The sequence below is a fragment of the Streptomyces sp. NPDC048659 genome (assembly GCF_040650575.1).
Lineage (GTDB): Bacteria > Actinomycetota > Actinomycetes > Streptomycetales > Streptomycetaceae > Streptomyces.
In genome coordinates this window covers 208,440-226,695 of the sequence record NZ_JBEZHM010000003.1, presented here as the reverse complement: position 1 = coordinate 226,695, position 18,256 = coordinate 208,440, and the positions used below count along the sequence as shown (strand labels likewise).

Annotated in this window: 18 protein-coding genes; 2 read left to right on the top strand and 16 right to left on the bottom strand. The window is 71.1% G+C overall.

Features of this window, described 5'->3' with window-relative positions:
* Positions 1-12: 12 nt before the first annotated feature.
* From AB0C99_RS04335 to AB0C99_RS04325, 3 genes are all read right to left on the bottom strand, one after another.
* The gene (locus AB0C99_RS04335; RefSeq protein ID WP_362469013.1) at positions 13-639 is read right to left on the bottom strand and encodes a vitamin K epoxide reductase family protein; all 627 of its coding nucleotides are present in this window, start codon (positions 637-639) and stop codon (positions 13-15) included.
* A gap of 178 nt (positions 640-817) precedes the next feature.
* Positions 818-2,080, bottom strand: a complete 1,263-nt coding sequence (hisS, locus tag AB0C99_RS04330; protein WP_362469012.1) for a histidine--tRNA ligase — start codon at positions 2,078-2,080, stop codon at positions 818-820.
* 10 nt (positions 2,081-2,090) lie between these two features.
* Positions 2,091-2,798 carry an MBL fold metallo-hydrolase gene (locus AB0C99_RS04325; protein ID WP_362469010.1) on the bottom strand — a complete coding sequence of 236 codons (708 nt, stop codon included), beginning with the start codon at positions 2,796-2,798 and terminating at the stop codon, positions 2,091-2,093.
* Between the two features lie 153 nt (positions 2,799-2,951).
* Between AB0C99_RS04325 and AB0C99_RS04320 the strand changes: the two genes are divergently transcribed.
* Positions 2,952-3,737, top strand: coding sequence for a peptidylprolyl isomerase (locus AB0C99_RS04320; protein WP_362469008.1), 786 nt, complete (start codon positions 2,952-2,954; stop codon positions 3,735-3,737).
* A 211-nt stretch (positions 3,738-3,948) separates the two neighbouring features.
* Positions 3,949-5,178: a DUF349 domain-containing protein gene (locus tag AB0C99_RS04315; RefSeq protein WP_362469006.1), complete on the top strand. Its 1,230-nt coding sequence runs from the start codon at positions 3,949-3,951 to the stop codon at positions 5,176-5,178.
* A 76-nt stretch (positions 5,179-5,254) separates the two neighbouring features.
* On the opposite strand, the gene AB0C99_RS04310 is transcribed toward AB0C99_RS04315, so the two are convergent.
* From AB0C99_RS04310 to AB0C99_RS04250, 13 genes are all read right to left on the bottom strand, one after another.
* On the bottom strand, positions 5,255-7,714 hold the full coding sequence (locus AB0C99_RS04310; RefSeq protein ID WP_362469004.1) for a bifunctional (p)ppGpp synthetase/guanosine-3',5'-bis(diphosphate) 3'-pyrophosphohydrolase: 2,460 nt from the start codon (positions 7,712-7,714) through the stop codon (positions 5,255-5,257).
* Between the two features lie 230 nt (positions 7,715-7,944).
* Positions 7,945-8,496: an adenine phosphoribosyltransferase gene (locus AB0C99_RS04305; protein WP_362469003.1), complete on the bottom strand. Its 552-nt coding sequence runs from the start codon at positions 8,494-8,496 to the stop codon at positions 7,945-7,947.
* Entirely contained in the window at positions 8,493-9,554 is a 1,062-nt protein-coding gene (gene secF / locus AB0C99_RS04300; RefSeq protein ID WP_362469001.1) for a protein translocase subunit SecF, read from the bottom strand. The genes AB0C99_RS04305 and secF overlap by 4 nt, the downstream gene beginning before the upstream one ends.
* A gap of 1 nt (position 9,555) precedes the next feature.
* Positions 9,556-11,331 (bottom strand): protein translocase subunit SecD, encoded by a 1,776-nt coding sequence (gene secD / locus AB0C99_RS04295; RefSeq protein WP_362468999.1) that lies wholly within the window; start codon positions 11,329-11,331, stop codon positions 9,556-9,558.
* Between the two features lie 150 nt (positions 11,332-11,481).
* Entirely contained in the window at positions 11,482-11,904 is a 423-nt protein-coding gene (gene yajC, locus AB0C99_RS04290) for a preprotein translocase subunit YajC (RefSeq protein WP_362469099.1), read from the bottom strand.
* Positions 11,905-12,083: 179 nt separating this feature from the next.
* The gene (gene ruvB, locus AB0C99_RS04285; protein ID WP_362468998.1) at positions 12,084-13,163 is read right to left on the bottom strand and encodes a Holliday junction branch migration DNA helicase RuvB; all 1,080 of its coding nucleotides are present in this window, start codon (positions 13,161-13,163) and stop codon (positions 12,084-12,086) included.
* A gap of 32 nt (positions 13,164-13,195) precedes the next feature.
* The gene (gene ruvA, locus AB0C99_RS04280; protein WP_362468996.1) at positions 13,196-13,828 is read right to left on the bottom strand and encodes a Holliday junction branch migration protein RuvA; all 633 of its coding nucleotides are present in this window, start codon (positions 13,826-13,828) and stop codon (positions 13,196-13,198) included.
* Positions 13,825-14,355, bottom strand: coding sequence for a crossover junction endodeoxyribonuclease RuvC (gene ruvC / locus AB0C99_RS04275; protein WP_362468994.1), 531 nt, complete (start codon positions 14,353-14,355; stop codon positions 13,825-13,827). The genes ruvA and ruvC overlap by 4 nt, the downstream gene beginning before the upstream one ends.
* 112 nt (positions 14,356-14,467) lie before the next feature.
* Positions 14,468-15,220 carry a YebC/PmpR family DNA-binding transcriptional regulator gene (locus tag AB0C99_RS04270; RefSeq protein WP_362468992.1) on the bottom strand — a complete coding sequence of 251 codons (753 nt, stop codon included), beginning with the start codon at positions 15,218-15,220 and terminating at the stop codon, positions 14,468-14,470.
* Positions 15,221-15,282: 62 nt separating this feature from the next.
* Positions 15,283-15,870: a pyridoxal 5'-phosphate synthase glutaminase subunit PdxT gene (pdxT, locus tag AB0C99_RS04265; RefSeq protein WP_362468990.1), complete on the bottom strand. Its 588-nt coding sequence runs from the start codon at positions 15,868-15,870 to the stop codon at positions 15,283-15,285.
* 6 nt (positions 15,871-15,876) lie between these two features.
* Entirely contained in the window at positions 15,877-16,782 is a 906-nt protein-coding gene (gene pdxS / locus AB0C99_RS04260) for a pyridoxal 5'-phosphate synthase lyase subunit PdxS (protein WP_362468989.1), read from the bottom strand.
* A 126-nt stretch (positions 16,783-16,908) separates the two neighbouring features.
* Entirely contained in the window at positions 16,909-17,451 is a 543-nt protein-coding gene (locus tag AB0C99_RS04255; protein WP_362468987.1) for a hypothetical protein, read from the bottom strand.
* Positions 17,452-17,462: 11 nt separating this feature from the next.
* Positions 17,463-18,086, bottom strand: a complete 624-nt coding sequence (locus AB0C99_RS04250; protein WP_362468985.1) for an MBL fold metallo-hydrolase — start codon at positions 18,084-18,086, stop codon at positions 17,463-17,465.
* Positions 18,087-18,256 lie beyond the last annotated feature (170 nt).

The following is an 18,256-nucleotide window of genomic DNA, read 5'->3' as shown; positions in this document are numbered from 1 at the left end:
GCGCGGGTGCCGTCAGCTGGTCCAGAAGTCCCACCAGCGGGTCAGGATCAGCATCCCGATGATCCCGATGTGCAGCACGGGCAGCACCCAGGTGAACTCGTCGAAGAAGGTGCGCAGGCCGCCGGGGGCGCGGATCACGCCGTGCCGGACGTTGTGCGAGGTGGTGTACCAGAACATGACGATGGTGGCGACCCAGGCGAGGCAGCACCACAGGCAGAGCGAGTTGATCTCGTACAGCGACTGGTACATGAGCCAGGTGCAGAAGCCGACGCCGAAGAGGGTCCCGGCGTTGAGGCCGAGCCAGTACCAGCGGCGGTAGCGGGCGCCGGCCAGCAGGCCCACGCCGATGGCGATCACGATGGCGTACGTGACGAGGCCGAGCATCGGGTTGGGGAAGCCGAAGACGGACGCCTGCTCGCTCTTCATGATGTTGCCGCAGGAGACGATCGGGTTGAGGCTGCACCCGGGGGTGAAGTTCGGGTCCTCCAGCAGCTTGATCTTGTCGATCGTGATGACCCACGCGGCGAGCAGTCCGGCGGCGCCGGTGATCACCAGGAGCCAGGCGAAGGCGCGGCCGGCGCCGATGGTGCGGGGTTCGTCCCGCTCGGCGGTCTTGTTCGCTGCCGCTGCTTTGGTCATGTCGCTCTGCTCGCTTCGCTCTTCTCGTGCGCTGGGCGCGTTCGGCCGACCGGGGGCACGGCCATTGTGCCGCACAGGGTGTCACGGGCCGCGTTCGCGCCCGGTAAGCGGGCCGGGACACGCGGGAGGGCCCGGCCGCGCGGACGCGGACCGGGCCCTCCCTCCGTACCTGGGTCGGTCAGGCCAGCCTGGCCCGCACCGCGTCGAGCAGGGCGTCCAGGGCGACCGGGGCCTGCTCGCCGGACTCCATGTCCTTGAGCTGGACCACGCCCTCGGCCAGGTCCCGCTCGCCGGCGACGACGGCGAGGCGGGCGCCGGAGCGGTTGGCGTCCTTCATGGCGCCCTTGAGGCCCTTGCCGCCGAAGGCGAAGTCGGCGGCGATCCCGGCCTTGCGCAGCTCGGTGACCTTGCCGAACAGGATCCGGCGGGCCTCCTCGCCGAGGGCGACGGCGAAGACGCTGGTGGCGGCGGGGAGGTCGAGCTCCACGCCTTCGGCCTCCAGCGCGAGGACGGTGCGGTCCACGCCGAGCGCCCAGCCGACGGAGGGCAGCGCGGGGCCGCCGATCATCTCGGACAGGCCGTCGTAGCGCCCGCCGCCGCCGACGGCGGACTGCGAGCCGAGGCCGTCGTGGACGAACTCGAAGGTGGTGCGGGTGTAGTAGTCGAGGCCGCGGACCAGCTTGGGGTCGTCCTCGAAGGCGACGCCCGCCGCGGTGATCAGCGCGCGGACCTCCTCGTGGTACGCCTTGCACGCGTCGCACAGGTAGTCGCGCAGCAGCGGGGCGTCGACGAGCTGCTTCTGGACGTCGGCCCGCTTGTCGTCGAGGACGCGCAGCGGGTTGATCTCGGCCCGGCGCAGCGTCTCCTCGTCCAGGTCGAGGCCGCGCAGGAAGGACTGGAGCGCCTCGCGGTAGACGGGGCGGCACTCCTGGTCGCCGAGCGAGTTCAGCAGGATGCGGAAGGTCCGCAGGCCGAGCGAGCGGTACGCCTGGTCGGCCAGGATGATCAGCTCGGCGTCGAGCGCCGGGTCCTCGGCGCCGATCGCCTCGGCGCCGACCTGGGAGAAGTGGCGGTAGCGGCCCTTCTGCGGGCGCTCGTAGCGGTAGTACGAGCCCGAGTACCAGAGCTTGACCGGGAGGTTGCCCTGCTTGTGCAGGCTGGCCTCCAGGGCCGCGCGCAGCACGGAGGCGGTGCCTTCGGGGCGCAGGGCGAGCTGGTCGCCGCCCTTGGTCTCGAAGGCGTACATCTCCTTGGTGACGATGTCGGTGGACTCGCCGACGCCGCGGGCGAAGAGGTTGACGTCCTCGAAGCCGGGGGTCTCGACGTAGCCGTAGCCGGCCGTGCGCAGCGGCGCGGAGATGGCCTCGCGGACGGCGAGGTACTTCGCCGAGTACGGCGGGATCAGGTCGTACGTGCCCTTGGGGGCCTTGAAGGTGCTCACGTGGATCTCGTCACATTCCTCGTCGGGGAGCGTCCTGGCTCCCGAGGCCGGCCGCCACCTGCCGCAGATAGGGGTTGGTGGCGCGCTCTTGGCCGATGGTCGTCTGGGGACCGTGCCCCGACAGGACCACGGTCGAGTTGTCGAGCGGCAGGCACACGCGGGCCAGCGATCCGAGCATCTCGTCCATGTCACCGCCGGGCAGGTCGGTGCGGCCGATGGAGCCGGCGAACAGCAGGTCCCCGGAGAAGAACACGGAGGGGATCTCCGTGGTCTCGGGGGTCCGGAAGGTCACCGACCCCTTGGTATGACCGGGGGCGTGCGCGACGGACAGCGTCAGTCCGGCGAGGCTCAGCTCGGCGCCGTCGGTCAGCTCGCGCACGTCGTCCGGCTCGCCCACGGTCAGCTCGCCTATGAGGGGCATCCCGATGGAGCGGCCGAGGGCCTTCTCAGGGTCGCTCATCATGTACCGGTCGGAGGGGTGGATCCACGCGGGTACGTCATGGGCGCCGCAGACCGGGACGACGGAGGCGACGTGGTCGATGTGGCCATGGGTGAGGACCACGGCGACGGGCTTGAGCCGATGCTTCTTCAGCGTCTCCTCGACACCCTGGGCGGCCTGGTGGCCCGGGTCGATGATGACGCACTCCTCGCCTGCGGCGGGGGCGACCACGTAACAGTTGGTGCCCCAGGCCCCGGCGGGGAACCCGGCAATCAGCACGATCGTCCTTATTTGTCGTCCGGCAGATGGCTGCGGCGAAACGGAATGCAGCGGGTCAGAGCCTACCGGCGCTGCGTATTCCACAGCCAACCCGTATACGGTACGGGCACATCCGGCCAGCACTGAACAGACGATCGACAAGGAGCGGACCCGGTGGTCACCAGCGATCAGCGGCGGCGGCAGCTCGCCAGGGACAAGTACCAGCGTCAGCAGCAGCGGCGCGCGGACGCTCGGCGCAAGTCGCGCCGCATCAGCGTCATCGCCGCCTCGCTCGCGGTCGTGCTCGCCGCGGGCGGCGCGGTGTACCTCTCGGTGGCGCTGACCGGCGACGACAAGAAGTCGGACAACGCGGCGGCCGAGCCGACGAACACGCCCAGCCCGGAGCAGAGCACCTCCTCGCAGCCCGAGCCGGCGATGTCCATCGACAAGAAGGCCACGTACACGATGGCCCTCACGACGAACCAGGGCGACATCACGATCACGATGGACGCGGCCAAGGCCCCGCACACCGTGAACTCGTTCAAGCACCTCGCCGACAAGAAGTACTTCGACGGGACCAAGTGCCACCGCCTCACCACCTCGGGCATCTTCGTGCTCCAGTGCGGCGACCCCAAGGGCGACGGCACCGGCGGCCCCGGCTACGTCATCCCGGACGAGAACCTGAACGGCCTCGGCAAGGCGGGCGCGGACGGCTCCGTCACGTACCCCAAGGGCACGGTCGCCATGGCGAACGCGGGGGCGAACACCGGCGGCAGCCAGTTCTTCCTCGTCTACAAGGACACCAAGCTGCCCCCGAACTACACCCCGTTCGGCACCTTCGACGCGGCCGGCCTGAAGGTCGTCGAGGACGTGGCGAAGGCCGGCGTGCAGGGCGGCGCGGGCGACGGCGCCCCGCAGAAGGGCGTCACCATCGAGAAGGCGGCCGTCACCAAGAAGTGACGTGGGGGCGGCCCGGCGGGGCCCGCGCGCGTGTGACCGTTCAATTTCGGTCGTGCTGAGTGCGGACAGCCGGGCCGCCGTTCGCCTAGATTGGCGTTGTGCAGCGCCGGCCGTCGGCCGGGCTGTGGAGGGCGGGCCAAGACCCGCCGGGAATCCGTGGACGATGCCAGGGGGCGGGGCCCCCGTGACGGCATCATGGTGAGGAGGCGCTGTGAGCAGCGACCCGTGGGGCCGCGTCGACGAGACGGGCACCGTGTACGTGCGTACGGCCGAGGGCGAGCAGGTCGTCGGATCGTGGCAGGCCGGCACCCCTGAGGAGGCCCTGGCCTACTTCGAGCGCAAGTACGAGGGCCTGGTGGTCGAGATCGGCCTCCTCGAGAAGCGCGTGAGGACCACCGACCTCTCCGCGAAGGACGCCCAGACGGCGATCGAGCACATCCGCGAGCAGGTCCGGGAGCACCACGCGGTGGGCGACCTGGCCGCGCTGTCGGCCCGGCTCGACAAGCTGACCGAGTCGGTCGAGTCCCGCCGCGAGGAGCGCAAGGTCCAGAAGGCGAAGCAGGCCGACGAGGCCCGCTCCGCCAAGGAGGCGCTGGTCGCCGAGGCCGAGGAGCTGGCGCAGAGCGAGCAGTGGCGGGCCGCCGGCGAGCGGCTGCGGGCGCTCGTGGACACCTGGAAGGGCCTGCCGCGCCTCGACCGCAAGTCGGACGACGAGCTGTGGCACCGCTTCTCGCACGCCCGCTCGGCCTTCTCCAAGCGCCGCAAGGCCCACTTCGCGGCGCTCGACGCGCAGCGCGAGGACGCCCGCAAGGCCAAGGAGAAGCTGGTCGCCGAGGCCGAGTCGCTGTCGAACTCGACCGACTGGGGCACCACCGCCGCCCGCTACCGCGAGCTCATGGCGGACTGGAAGGCGGCGGGCCGCGCCCAGCGCGAGCACGAGGACGAGCTGTGGAACCGCTTCCGCGGCGCCCAGGACGTCTTCTTCGCCGCCCGCGGCGGGGTCTTCGCCGAGCGGGACGCGGAGCAGACCGAGAACCTCAAGCTCAAGGAGGAGCTCGCGGCCGAGGCCGAGCGTCTGGTGCCGGTGACGGACCTGAAGGCGGCCCGCGCGGCCTTCCGCTCCCTCAACGAGCGCTGGGAGGCCATCGGCCACGTCCCGCGCGACGCCCGCCCGAAGGTCGAGGGCCGGATGCACACGGTGGAGCGGGCGATCCAGGAGGCCGAGGAGGCCGAGTGGCGCCGCACCAACCCGGAGGCGCGGGCCCGCGCCGCGGGTCTGACCGGCCAGCTCCAGGACGCCGTCGACAAGCTGCAGAAGCAGATCGACACGGCCCGCGCCGCCGGCAACGACGCCAAGGCCGACAAGCTCGCCCGCGAGCTGGAGGGCCGCCAGGCCCTGCTCGACCAGGCCCTGAAGGGCCTGCAGGAGTTCGGCGGCTGACACCCGTGTGACGCGGTACGAGGAAGGGCCCCCGGCTGGTGCCGGGGGCCCTTCCTCGTGCGTACGGGAGCCCCGCTCAGGGGCGCCGGGCGCTGGTGACCCGGTACACGTCGTAGACGCCCTCGACGCCGCGTACGGCCTTCAGGACGTGTCCGAGGTGCTTGGGGTCGCCCATCTCGAAGGTGAAGCGCGAGGTGGCCACCCGGTCGCGGGAGGTCTGCACGGCCGCCGACAGGATGTTGACGTGCTGGTCCGACAGGACGCGCGTGACGTCCGAGAGCAGCCGGGAGCGGTCCAGGGCCTCGACCTGGATGGCGACGAGGAAGACCGAGGACTGGGTGGGCGCCCACTCGACCTCCAGGATCCGCTCGGGCTCCCGGGACAGCGAGTCGACGTTGACGCAGTCGCTGCGGTGCACGGAGACGCCGCTGCCGCGGGTGACGAAGCCGATGATCGGGTCGCCCGGGACCGGCGTACAGCACCGGGCCAGCTTCACCCAGACGTCGTCGACGCCCTTGACGACGACACCGGGGTCCGCGTTCGAGCGGCGCTTGGAGCGCCCGCGGGCCGGGGGCGCCGCCTCCTCGATGTCCTCGGTGGCCGCCTCCTCGCCGCCGAGCGCCTGGACGAGCTTCTGCACGATCGACTGGGCCGTGACGTGGCCCTCGCCGATCGCCGCGTACAGCGAGGAGATGTCGCTGTAGCGCAGCTCGTGGGCGAGGGTGACGAGGGAGTCGCCGGTGAGGATCCGCTGGATCGGCAGGTTCTGCTTGCGCATGGCCCGCGCGATGGCGTCCTTGCCCTGCTCGATGGCCTCGTCGCGGCGCTCCTTGGAGAACCAGGCGCGGATCTTGTTCCGGGCGCGTGGGGACTTGACGAAGCCGAGCCAGTCCCGGGACGGGCCGGCGCCCGCCGCCTTGGAGGTGAAGACCTCGACCAGGTCGCCGTTGTCCAGGGTGGACTCCAGCGGCACCAGCCGCCCGTTGACCCGGGCCCCTATCGTGCGGTGCCCGACCTCGGTGTGGACCGCGTACGAGAAGTCGACCGGGGTGGCGCCCGCGGGCAGCGCGATGACGTCGCCCTTGGGGGTGAAGACGAAGACCTCGTTGCGCGACAGGTCGAAGCGCAGCGACTCCAGGAACTCCGAGGGGTCCTCGGTCTCCTTCTGCCAGTCGAGGAGCTGGCGCAGCCAGGCCATGTCGTTGAGGTGGTCGTCCTTGCCGGCCTTCTTCGGCACGTCGGCGCGGACCTTGGAGGCGCCGGCGACGGCCTCCTGCTTGTACTTCCAGTGCGCGGCGATGCCGTACTCGGCGCGCCGGTGCATGTCGAAGGTGCGGATCTGGAGCTCGACGGGCTTGCCGTTGGGTCCGATGACCGTCGTGTGCAGCGACTGGTACATGTTGAACTTCGGCATCGCGATGTAGTCCTTGAACCGGCCGGGGACCGGGTTCCATCGCGCGTGGACGGTGCCGAGGGCCGCGTAGCAGTCGCGGACGGTGTCCACGAGGACGCGGATGCCGACCAGGTCGTAGATCTCCGCGAAGTCACGGCCGCGGACGATCATCTTCTGGTAGACGCTGTAGTAGTGCTTGGGCCGGCCGGTGACGGTGGCCTTGATGCGGGCGGCGCGCAGGTCGGCCTGGACCTCGTCGGTCACTATGGCCAGGTACTCGTCCCGCTTGGGGGCGCGCTCGGCGACGAGCCGGACGATCTCGTCGTACATCTTGGGGTAGAGGATCGCGAAGGCGAGGTCCTCCAGCTCCCACTTGATGGTGTTCATGCCCAGCCGGTGCGCCAGCGGGGCGTAGATCTCCAGGGTCTCGCGGGCCTTCTTCTCCTGCTTCTCCCGCTTGAGGTAGCGCATCGTGCGCATGTTGTGCAGGCGGTCGGCGAGCTTGATGACCAGGACCCGGGGGTCCTTGGCCATGGCGACGACCATCTTGCGGACGGTCTCGGCCTGGGCCGCCTCGCCGAACTTGACCTTGTCCAGCTTGGTGACGCCGTCGACGAGCAGGGCGACCTGGTCGCCGAAGTCGCGGCGCAGGGTGTCCAGGCCGTACTCGGTGTCCTCGACCGTGTCGTGGAGCAGGCCGGCCATCAGCGTCGCCGGGTCCATGCCCAGCTCGGCGAGGATCGTCGTGACGGCGAGCGGGTGGGTGATGTACGGGTCGCCGCTCTTGCGCTTCTGGCCGCGGTGCCAGCGCTCGGCGACCTGGTAGGCCCGCTCGATCTGGCGCAATGTCGCCGTTTCGATCTTCGGGTCGTTGGAGCGGACGATCCGCAGCAGCGGTTCGAGGACCGGGTTGTACGGGGAGGAGCGCTGGACGCCCAGCCGGGCGAGACGGGCGCGGACGCGGCTGGACGAGCCGCCCGAGCGGCTCGGGGCCGCCGGGGTGGGCCGGACAGCGGGGGCCGGTGCCGGGGCCGCGGGCCGGATCTCCGCGGGCTTGTTCTGGTGCGCGGCGGTGCCCGGCGCGGCCTGGTCGGCCTGCTGCTCGGGCTGCGCGGCGGAGAGTGGCTGGGCCTCGTCTGGCAAGAGCGCTCCTCTGGGGGTACCCCCGGACGGGGTCCGGGGCCGTTCTCCGGGTCCCCCGGTCAGGCCCGGAAAGGCCATCGTATCGACCTGGGAGCGGCGGTGCTCACGCGCCCGTGGGATGGGACGCCCGGCCCGCTGCCGGGGGATCCCGCTCGTGGTGGGTGTCCTGAAAACGACGGAGGCGGCCCGGGGAATTCCCCGGGCCGCCTCCGTGCCGTGCGGCGGGACGCTCAGACGGTGATGAGCGCGGTGAGCGGGGCGCCCGACAGGGCCGGCTCCAGGCGGGCCCGGCCTGGCAGGAAGCTCAGCTCCATCAGGACGGCGACCCCGGCGACCTCGGCCCCGGCGCGCCGGATGAGCTCGATGGACGCCTCGGCGGTGCCGCCGGTGGCGAGGACGTCGTCGATGACCATGACCCGGTCGCCCGGGGCCAGGTCCTCGGCGTGCACCTCGATCTCGGCGGTGCCGTACTCCAGCTCGTACGCCTGGCGCAGGGTGGCCCCGGGCAGCTTCCCGGCCTTGCGGACCGGGATGAAGCCGAGACCGGCGCGGACGGCGACCGGGGCGGCCAGGATGAAGCCGCGGGCCTCCAGGCCGACGATCTTCGTGGCGCCGTGCGCCGCGCACAGCGCGGCGAGCTCGTCGGTCAGCGCGCTGAACGCCTCCGGGTCCGCGAGCAGCGGGGTGATGTCCTTGAACAGCACGCCCGGCTTCGGATAGTCGGGGACGTCACGGATGCGGCTGAGGAGCAGCTGCACGGTGTCCTGGGCGCCGGCGGTCATCCGTGGTTCTCCGAGCGGCCGCGGCGGCCCTGGCCGACGACGGCGGCCTCGGCGAGGCCGTTGTCCTCGTCGAGCGACTCGCCCTTGGCGGCAGCGGCGGCCCGCTTGGCCAGGATGCGCCTCTTCAGGGCCTTCATCGCCGGCTCGCGCTCCTTGAGGTCGGCGACGAGCGGGGTGGCGATGAAGATCGAGGAGTACGCGCCGGCGGCGAGACCCACGAAGAGCGACAGCGAGATGTCGTTCAGCATGCCGGCGCCGAGGACGCCGCCGCCGATGAAGAGCAGACCGGCGACGGGCAGCAGGGCGACGACCGTGGTGTTGATCGAACGGACCAGGGTGCCGTTGATCGACCGGTTGGCGATCTCGCTGTAGGTCCAGCGGGTCTGCTTGGTGATGCCCTTCGTCTGTTCCTTCAACGAGTCGAAGACGACGACGGTGTCGTAGAGCGAGTATCCGAGGATCGTCAGCAGACCGATGACCGTGCCGACCGTGACCTCGAAGCCCACCAGCGAGTAGATGCCGACGGTGATGGTGAGGTCGTGGATGAGCGCGATGAGCGCCGCGACCGCCATTCTCCATTCGAAGGCGATGGCGAGGTAGATCACCACCAGGATCATGAACACCCCGAGGCCGGTCCATGCCTTCGTGGCGATCTGCTCACCCCAGCTCGGGCCGACGAGCTCGGCCGCGATCTTCTCCTCGGGGACGTTCAGCTCCTTGGCGAGCTGCGAGCGCACCTTGTCGGACTGCTCGGTGTCGAGACCGCCGACCTGGATGCGCAGCGCGCCGCTGCCGAGCTCCTGGACGATCGCGTCGTGGCCGGACGCCTCTTCCGCGTACTCCTGGGCCTGGGTGACCGAGACGGCCGTCTTCGGGGTCGTGAAGACGGCGCCGCCCTGGAACTCGATGCCCATGTTGAGGCCGCGCACCGCGAGGGCCACGATCGCCGTGATGGTGATCAGGATCGACAGGCCGTACCAGATCCTGCGGTTGCCGATGAAGTCGTAGCCGACCTCACCTCGGTGGAGCCGGGCGCCGAGATCTCCGAGCTTCGACATCTCACGCCTCCTTCGTGTCGGCAGGGCCTGCGGCGGCGGAAACGGGCTGGCGGCGGGTGCGCCGCAGCGGCGGCTGGACGCCGAGGCTCTTCGGGTCGAGACCGGACAGCTTGTGCCCGTTGCCGAAGAACTTGGTGCGCGCGAGGAGCGTCATCACCGGCTTGGTGAAGAGGAACACCACGACGACGTCGAGCAGGGTGGTCAGACCGAGCGTGAACGCGAAGCCCTGGACCTTGCCGACGGTGACGACGAAGAGCACCGCGGCGGCGAGGAAGGACACGAAGTCGGAGACCAGGATGGTGCGGCGGGCGCGCGGCCAGGCGCGCTCGACGGCCGGGCGCATGGTGCGGCCCTCGCGGATCTCGTCACGGATGCGTTCGAAGTAGACGATGAACGAGTCCGCTGTGATGCCGATGGCCACGATGGCGCCGCAGACGGCCGGCAGGTTCAGCGCGAAGCCGATGGCCGGGCCGAGCAGGGCCATGATCACGTAGGTGAGCAGGGCCGAGACGCCGAGGCTGAGGATGGCGATCATCGACAGGCCGCGGTAGTACACGACCAGGTAGATGATGACCAGGCCGAGGCCGATGGCGCCGGCGATCAGACCCGCCTGGAGCTGCTCGCCGCCGAGGGCGGCGGTGACGGTGTCCACGCTCTGCGTGTCGAACGTCAGGGGCAGGGCGCCGTAGGACAGGATGTTGCCGAGGTCCTGGGCGGACTGCTGGTTGAAGCTGCCGGAGATCTCGGCGCTGGCGCTCAGCGTCTGGTTGACGGACGGGGCCGAGACGACCTCGCCGTCGAGGACGATGGCGAACTGGTTCTGCGGCGCCTGCTGCTGCGAGAGCTTGCCGGTGATCTTCTGGAACTTCTTGGCGCCACCGCTGGTGAAGTCCATGGTGACGATCCACATGCCGCGCTGCTGGTCGAAGACGCCCTTGGCGTCGTCGACGTCCTTGCCGTCCACCTCGGCCGGGCCGAGGATGTACTTCTCCCACTGCCCGGCGCCGTTCTGGCCACAGGCGACGGTGGTGTCGGTCGGCTTGACTCCGTCACCGGCGGCCGTGCGCTGCTTCGGGTCGAGGCAGTTCAGCGTGGCGAACTTCTGCTGGAGGGCGGCGGTCGCCGGGTCGGCCGGGGTGTCGGCCTTCGGGCTCTCCGTCGACTTCGGCGTCGTGGACGACGTGGCGGTCGGCGTCGGGCTCGGGGCCTTCAGCGCCTCGGTGACGGCGCGGCCCTGCGTGGACGGCGACGACGTGGCGGTCGCGGTCGGGCTGGTGTCCGTCTTGCCCTTGCCCGCGGTGGCGCCGGAGGCCGTGGGCGTCGGCGTGGGCGAACCCGTGGCGCTCTTGTCCGGCGCCGGCTGCTCGGCGGCGGCGACGGCCAGGACCGGCCGGAAGTACAGCTGGGCGGTGGTGCCGACCTGCTCGCGGGCCTGCTTCTCGTTCGTCCCCTTGGGGATGTTGACGATGATGTTCTCGCGGCCCTGCGTCTGGACCTCCGCCTCCGAGACACCCAGACCGTTGACACGGCGCTCGATGATGCCGACCGCGGTGTTCATGTTGGTCTCGTTGACGGCGGACTCCTGTCCGGGCTCCGCCTTCGCCTTGAGCGTGATCGACGTACCGCCGGCGAGGTCGATGCCCAGGCGCGGGGTGGTGTGCCCCGACCAGAACATGCCGCCGGTGAGTGCGACCATGGCGATCAGAATGAGTGCCAGGGCGCGGCCCGGCCGGCTCTGTCCCCCCGCCGGCCTTCGGCCCTTCTTCGGTGCTGCCACCTGTCGTTTCTCCCTGTCCAAACCGCCCCGCGCATGTTGGGCGCGAAGCGGCCACGAAGTGTGTGGTGGGGACCTGCCCCCGCAGACGTGAGACCGTCGCCGCAGCCGCGCGCGCCCGGTCGGGGCTGACGCGCGGCTGCGGCAGCGAAACTACTTCGCCTCGGTCCCGCCGTCGGTCTTGCCGTCCTTGTCAGCCTCGGCGGCGTCCGACTTCTTGGTGAGGTCGGCCTTGACGTCCTCGGCCGGCTCCTCGGCGGCCTCGGTCAGCGAGGAGGCGTCGTCGGGGACGACCTCACCGGGCTCGTCGCCGTGGACGATCCGGTTGTACTCGGCGTCGTCCAGGACGGCGCCGATGGAGTTCTTCGCGTAGACCGCGTGGACGCCGGGAGCGACCTCGAGGAGGGCGGTCTCGTCGCCGACCTCCTTGACGGTGGCGTACATCCCCCCGATCGTGCGGACGCCGGTGCCGGGCTGGATCTGGTTGCGCATCTCCGCCGCCTGCGCCTGCTTCTTCTTGGCAGAGCGGGTCATGAGGAACATGGCCCCGATGAGCACGATGAACGGGAGGAGCATGCCGATGTTATTCACGGGACGGAATTTCCTTCGCAAGGCCGCGAAGACTGCGCGGCCTGATTCGGGGGTGGGTGCGCCGACCATAAGGAGCGGCACCGGCGGAGTCTAGGCGAGTCCGCATCGTTGGAACAACGCCCAGCATCGCACCCCGGTTCCCGTACGGGCGAGTCTCCGCGCCGTCACGCCCCGAAGAGCCCCTGTTGTCCGCTTCCTGCCGCGCCGGGGCCCGCGGCCTGCGGCGGAGCCATTCCGAGGTGCTGCCAGGCGGCCGGAGTGGCGACCCGGCCACGGGGTGTGCGTGCGAGAAGTCCCTCACGTACGAGGAAGGGCTCGGCGACCTCCTCGACGGTCTCGCGCTCCTCGCCCACGGCCACGGCGAGGGTGGACAGGCCGACCGGGCCGCCGCCGAAGAGCTTCAGCAGGGCCCCCAGGACCGCGCGGTCGAGGCGGTCGAGGCCCCGGCTGTCCACCTCGTACACGCCGAGGGCGGCGGCGGCGATCTCCCGCGTGATCACGCCGTCGGCCCTGACCTGCGCGTAGTCCCGTACGCGACGCAGCAGCCGGTTGGCGATGCGGGGGGTGCCGCGGGAGCGCCCGGCGATCTCGGCGGCGCCCGCGGTGTCGATCTCGACGTCGAGGAGGCCCGCGGAGCGGTGCACCACGCGCTCCAGCTCGTGCGGCTCGTAGAACTCCATGTGGGCGGTGAAGCCGAAGCGGTCGCGCAGCGGCGGCGGCAGCAGTCCGGCCCGGGTGGTGGCCCCGACCAGGGTGAACGGCGGCAGCTCCAGGGGGATGGCGGTGGCGCCGGGGCCCTTGCCGACGATGACATCGACGCGGAAGTCCTCCATCGCCATGTAGAGCATCTCCTCGGCGGGCCGGGACATCCGGTGGATCTCGTCGAGGAAGAGGATCTCGCCCTCCTGGAGCGAGGACAGGATGGCCGCGAGGTCGCCCGCGTGCTGGATGGCGGGGCCGCTGGTGATCCTGATCGGCGCGTTCATCTCCGCCGCGATGATCATCGACAGGGTGGTCTTGCCGAGGCCGGGGGCGCCGGAGAGCAGCACGTGGTCGGCGGTGGCACCGCGCTGGCGGGCGGCCCGCAGGACCAGGTCGAGCTGCTGGCGGACCTTCTCCTGGCCGACGAACTCGCTGAGGTCCTTCGGCCGCAGCGCGGCCTCGACGGCCTGGTCGTCGCCCTCGGCGGAGGCGTCGACGATGCGCTCCTCGGCGGCGGGCGCGGTCTCGTCGTCCCAGTTCACGGTGATGGGGCCTTCTCTTCGTACGGGGGAGGTCAGCGGGCGCGGTTGAGGGTCTGCAGGGCGGCGCGCAGCAGCTGCGGGACGGGCGCGGAGCCGGTCTCGGCGAGCGCGGCCTCGGCCTGCGGGGTGACGGCGGCCACGGCGTCCTCGGCATCGCGGCTCGCGTAGCCGAGGCCGACGAGGGCGGCGGCGAGCTGCTCGGTCCAGGGGGCGGGGCCGGCGGCGACGGCGCGCTGCTGGCCGACGAGGCCGCTGTTGCCGAGCGGGGAGCCGAGCTTGTCCTTCAGTTCGAGGAGGAGTTTCTGGGCGCCCTTCTTGCCGATGCCGGGCACGGCGGTCAGGGCCTTCTCGTCGCCGGTGGAGAAGGCGAGCCGCAGCGCGTCGGGGCGGTGCACCCCGAGCATGGCCTGGGCGAGCCGGGGTCCGACCCCGCTGGCGGTCTGGAGCAGCTCGAAGACCTGCCGCTCGTCGTCGTCGGCGAAGCCGTACAGGGTCAGCGAGTCCTCGCGGACGACCAGGGAGGTGGCCAGCCGCGCGTGCTCGCCGACGCGCAGCCCGGCGATGGTGTCGGGGGTGCACTGGACGGCCATGCCGACGCCGCCGACCTCGACGACGGCGGTCGTGGGGGCGAGGGCGGCGACCGGGCCGCTGACGAAGGCGATCATCGGGTACGGCCTTTCGAGGCGTGCAGGGCGACGGCCTGCTGGAGGCGGTTCTGGGCGGGGGCGCGCCAGATGTGGCAGATGGCGAGGGCGAGGGCGTCGGCGGCGTCGGCCGGCTTGGGCGGGGCGGAGAGCCGCAGCAGCCGGGTGACCATGGCGCCGACCTGGGCCTTGTCGGCCCGCCCGCTGCCGGTGACGGCGGCCTTGACCTCGCTGGGCGTGTGCAGGGCGACGGGCAGCCCTCGGCGGGCGGCGCACAGCATGGCGACGGCGCTGGCCTGGGCGGTGCCCATCACCGTACTCACGTTGTGCTGGCTGAACACCCGCTCCACGGCCACGAGTTCGGGCTGGAAGCGCTCGATCCACTCCTCGATGCCGCGCTCGATGCCGACCAGCCGGAGGCCGATGTCCGCGTCTGCGGGGGTCCGCACCACGCCGACCCCGAGCATGGTCAGCGGCCGTCCGGCGACCCCTTCGACCACCCCGACGCCGCAGCGGGTCAGTCCGGGATCCACCCCCAGAACGCGCACCGTGCCCTCCCTTTTCGCTCACCTGTTTGTGCAGGCTATCGGCTGCCGCCGACAACGCAGCGGGCCGACGGGGGTGTGTCCCCCGTCGGCCCGCTGCCGGGATGGGTCGCGCTCAGGCGTCGACCTTCTCCATGACCTCGTCGCTGACGTCGAAGTTGGCGAAGACGTTCTGCACGTCGTCGCTGTCCTCCAGCGCGTCGATCAGCTTGAACATCTTGCGCGCGCCGTCCTCGTCGAGCTCGACCTGCATGGTCGGGACGAAGCTGGACTCGGCCGAGTCGTAGTCGATGCCGGCCGCCTGGAGCGCGGTGCGGACCGCGACCAGGTCGGTGGACTCGCTGATGACCTCGAAGGACTCGCCGAGGTCGTTGACCTCTTCGGCGCCCGCGTCGAGGACGGCGTCGAGGACGTCGTCCTCGGTCAGCTCGCCCTTGGGGAGCACGACGACGCCCTTGCGATTGAAGAGGTACGAGACGGAGCCCGGGTCGGCCATCGAACCGCCGTTGCGGGTCATGGCGACGCGCACGTCGGAGGCCGCGCGGTTGCGGTTGTCGGTGAGGCACTCGATGAGCACCGCGACGCCGTTCGGGCCGTAGCCCTCGTACATGATCGTCTCGTAGTCGGCGCCGCCCGCCTCAAGACCCGCGGCACGCTTGATCGCCGAGTCGATGTTCTTGTTCGGGACGGACGCCTTCTTGGCCTTCTGGATGGCGTCGTAGAGCGTCGGGTTGCCCTCGGGGTCGGCACCACCGGTGCGGCCCGCGACCTCGATGTTCTTGATCAGCTTCGCGAAGAGCTTGCCGCGCTTGGCATCGATCACGGCCTTCTTGTGCTTCGTCGTAGCCCATTTAGAGTGGCCGGACATCTGCCTGTCTCCTTCGCGTAACCCATTACTGAACGAACCCCAGAGATCCTACAAGGATCGTGTCACCGCTCGGCGCGCACCATCGCCACGAACAGCTCGTGGATCCGGTGGTCACCGGTCAGCTCGGGGTGGAACGAGGTCGCGAGGGCCCGTCCCTGCCGGACGGCGACGATGTGGCCGTCGTGCTCGGCGAGCACCTCGGCCTCCGCGCCGACCGACTCGACCCACGGGGCTCGGATGAAGACGCCCTCGACGGGGGTGTCGATCCCCGTGACGCTCACCCCGGCCTCGAAGGACTCGTTCTGCCGCCCGAAGGCGTTGCGGCGCACGATCATGTCGATGCCGCCGAAGGTCTCCTGGCCCGAGCGCGGGTCGAGGATCTTGTCGGCGAGCATGATCAGACCGGCGCAGGTGCCGTACACGGGCATGCCGCCCGCGATCCGCTCGCGCAGCGGCTCCATGAGGCCGAACAGCGCGGCCAGCTTGGAGATGGTGGTGGACTCCCCGCCGGGGATGACGAGACCGTCGACCTCGGCGAGCTCCTCGGGGCGCCTGACGGGCCTGGCCACGGCGTCCGCCGCGGCCAGGGCGATCAGGTGCTCCCGTACGTCGCCCTGGAGCGCCAGGACACCGATCACGGGAGTGCTCATGGGTGCTTACCAGCCCCGGTTCGCGTAGCGCTCGGCCTCGGGCAGGGTGTCGCAGTTGATGCCGACCATGGCCTCGCCCAGGTTGCGGGAGGCGTCCGCGATGACCTTCGGGTCGTCGTAGAAGGTGGTGGCCTTCACGATGGCGGCGGCGCGCTTGGCCGGGTCGCCCGACTTGAAGATGCCGGAGCCGACGAAGACGCCCTCGGCGCCGAGCTGGCGCATCAGCGCGGCGTCGGCCGGGGTGGCCACGCCGCCGGCGGAGAACAGCACGACGGGCAGCTTGCCGAGCTCCGCGACCTCCTTGACGAGCTCGTACGGGGCGCGCAGCTCCTTGGCGGCGGCGAACAGCTCGTTGTTGTCGAAGCCGCGCAGCTTGGCGATCTCGTTCTTGATCTGGCGCAGGTGGCGGACGGCCTCGACGACGTTGCCGGTGCCGGCCTCGCCCTTGGAGCGGATCATGGCCGCGCCCTCGGCGATGCGGCGCAGGGCCTCGCCCAGGTTGGTGGCGCCACAGACGAACGGCGTGGTGAAGGCCCACTTGTCGGAGTGGTTGACCTCGTCGGCCGGGGTGAGGACCTCGGACTCGTCGATGTAGTCGACACCCAGCGACTGGAGGACCTGGGCCTCGACGAAGTGGCCGATGCGGGACTTGGCCATGACCGGGATGGAGACCGCGCCGATGATCTCCTCGATCATGTTCGGGTCGGACATCCGCGCGACGCCGCCGTCCTTGCGAATGTCGGCGGGGACCCGCTCCAGGGCCATGACGGCCACGGCGCCGGCGTCCTCGGCGATCTTCGCCTGCTCGGCGTTGACCACGTCCATGATCACGCCGCCCTTGAGCTGCTCGGCCATGCCGCGCTTGACGCGGGAGGTGCCGATCGCGTCGGCGGACTGCGGGGTGCTGGACATGGGTACCTCACTCGGTGACAACGGGGGGTTGTTGACGAGACGAGGAAACCGGCCAGCTAGGGGCCACAGCAAGGGCCAATGTGCACCCGGTGGATCGTTTTCGCAGGTAACGAAGGTGCCAAGCGCTCAGGCGGGACGATCCGCAAGCGCCACGGGCGGCTCGTCATCCATTTCGAAGGCCAGGGGGAACGGGGCGTGTCCTGCCAGCCGGAACCAGCGCACCTTGCGGTGGCGGCGCAGCGCCCGCGCGGCCCGCACGGCGTCGTTGTGGAAGCGGCGCGCCATCGGCACCCGGCGCACGGCCGCGGCCAGCTCCCCGGCGGCCTCCTCGCCACCGGGCGCCGACCGCACCACCTCGACCTGCTCGGCCTCCCCGAACACGGCCCGCAGCGCCTGGCTGAGCTCGCTCTCGGCGACCTCCCGGTGGTCCTCCTCCGACTGCCGGGCCGCGTGCGCCGCCTCGTACAGCACGATCGAGGCCGCCGGGTCGAGCACGCCCGAGGTGGCCAGTTCCTGAGCGACCGAGGCCCGCCGCAGCAACTGCGCGTCGAGCGCGGCCCGGGCCGCGTCGATACGGGTGTGCAGCCGGTCGAGCCGCCCGGCGGTCCAACTCAGATAGACACCGATCAAAATCAGCGCGGCGACGGTCCAGATCAGGGTTTCGGTCACGGACGCACAGGCTACCGGGGCGGCGGCAGCACCCCTTCCCAAACCTCCCGGTCATGGGCGAACAGGACACGCGCGGGCCGCCCCGCCCCGAGCTCCCCGAGCCGCCCGAGCCAGGGCCGCCAGGGCCGCCCGAACTCCGCCGCGACGTCGTACGCCTGACCCGCGAGCACCGTCACCCGGTCCCCGTGGTCGAGCACCAGCGACTGGTGCCCGTCGACATGCCCGGGCGTCGGCACCAGCACCACCCCGTCGGCGACCTCGTACTCGCCGTCGACCTCCACGTACCGCACGCCGTCGAGCAGCGAGTCGATCGTGTACCCGCCGCCCCGGGCCGTGGCGAGCTCCCCCCGCTGCACGAGCACGGGCCGCCCGAGGGCCTGGTTGCCGCCGATGTGGTCGAAGTGCAGATGGCAGTTGACGACCAGATCCACCTCGACGTCCAAGCCCCGCCGCACCGGCCGATAGTGGGCATCGGTCTCGACGGACCCTTCCCCCATCCCACTGTCGAAGAGCAAGGACCCACCGGGATATCGCACCAGATAGGCCAGCGAGGGCTCCACCCGATCCCGATCACCACCCCACTCCGAGGCGGGCCGAACGAAGTATCCGAGATCAACGGTCTCCACAGAGATCATCGCCCCACGCTCCCACGACGCACGGACGGCCGACAACGGCGGGAAGGCCCCCGGTGCCGGAGCGTGGGGGGGTGTCCGGACGTGGCGGCGCCCGCAGCGAGCGAAGCGAAGCGGAGGTCGCAGTCCGGACACCCCCCACGCGGAGGTACCGGGGGCCGCGGCACAACGGC

Excerpts from the sequence above, each read along its gene's own strand:
- AB0C99_RS04335 (WP_362469013.1), bottom strand. The coding sequence starts at position 639 with ATGACCAAAGCAGCGGCAGCGAACAAGACCGCCGAGCGGGACGAACCC.
- AB0C99_RS04305 (WP_362469003.1), bottom strand. The coding sequence starts at position 8,496 with ATGACCGCCGGCGCCCAGGACACCGTGCAGCTGCTCCTCAGCCGCATC.
- secF (WP_362469001.1), bottom strand. The coding sequence starts at position 9,554 with ATGTCGAAGCTCGGAGATCTCGGCGCCCGGCTCCACCGAGGTGAGGTC.
- yajC (WP_362469099.1), bottom strand. The coding sequence starts at position 11,904 with ATGCTCCTCCCGTTCATCGTGCTCATCGGGGCCATGTTCCTCATGACC.
- ruvA (WP_362468996.1), bottom strand. The coding sequence starts at position 13,828 with ATGATCGCCTTCGTCAGCGGCCCGGTCGCCGCCCTCGCCCCCACGACC.
- AB0C99_RS04270 (WP_362468992.1), bottom strand. The coding sequence starts at position 15,220 with ATGTCCGGCCACTCTAAATGGGCTACGACGAAGCACAAGAAGGCCGTG.
- pdxT (WP_362468990.1), bottom strand. The coding sequence starts at position 15,870 with ATGAGCACTCCCGTGATCGGTGTCCTGGCGCTCCAGGGCGACGTACGG.
- pdxS (WP_362468989.1), bottom strand. The coding sequence starts at position 16,782 with ATGTCCAGCACCCCGCAGTCCGCCGACGCGATCGGCACCTCCCGCGTC.
- AB0C99_RS04250 (WP_362468985.1), bottom strand. The coding sequence starts at position 18,086 with ATGATCTCTGTGGAGACCGTTGATCTCGGATACTTCGTTCGGCCCGCC.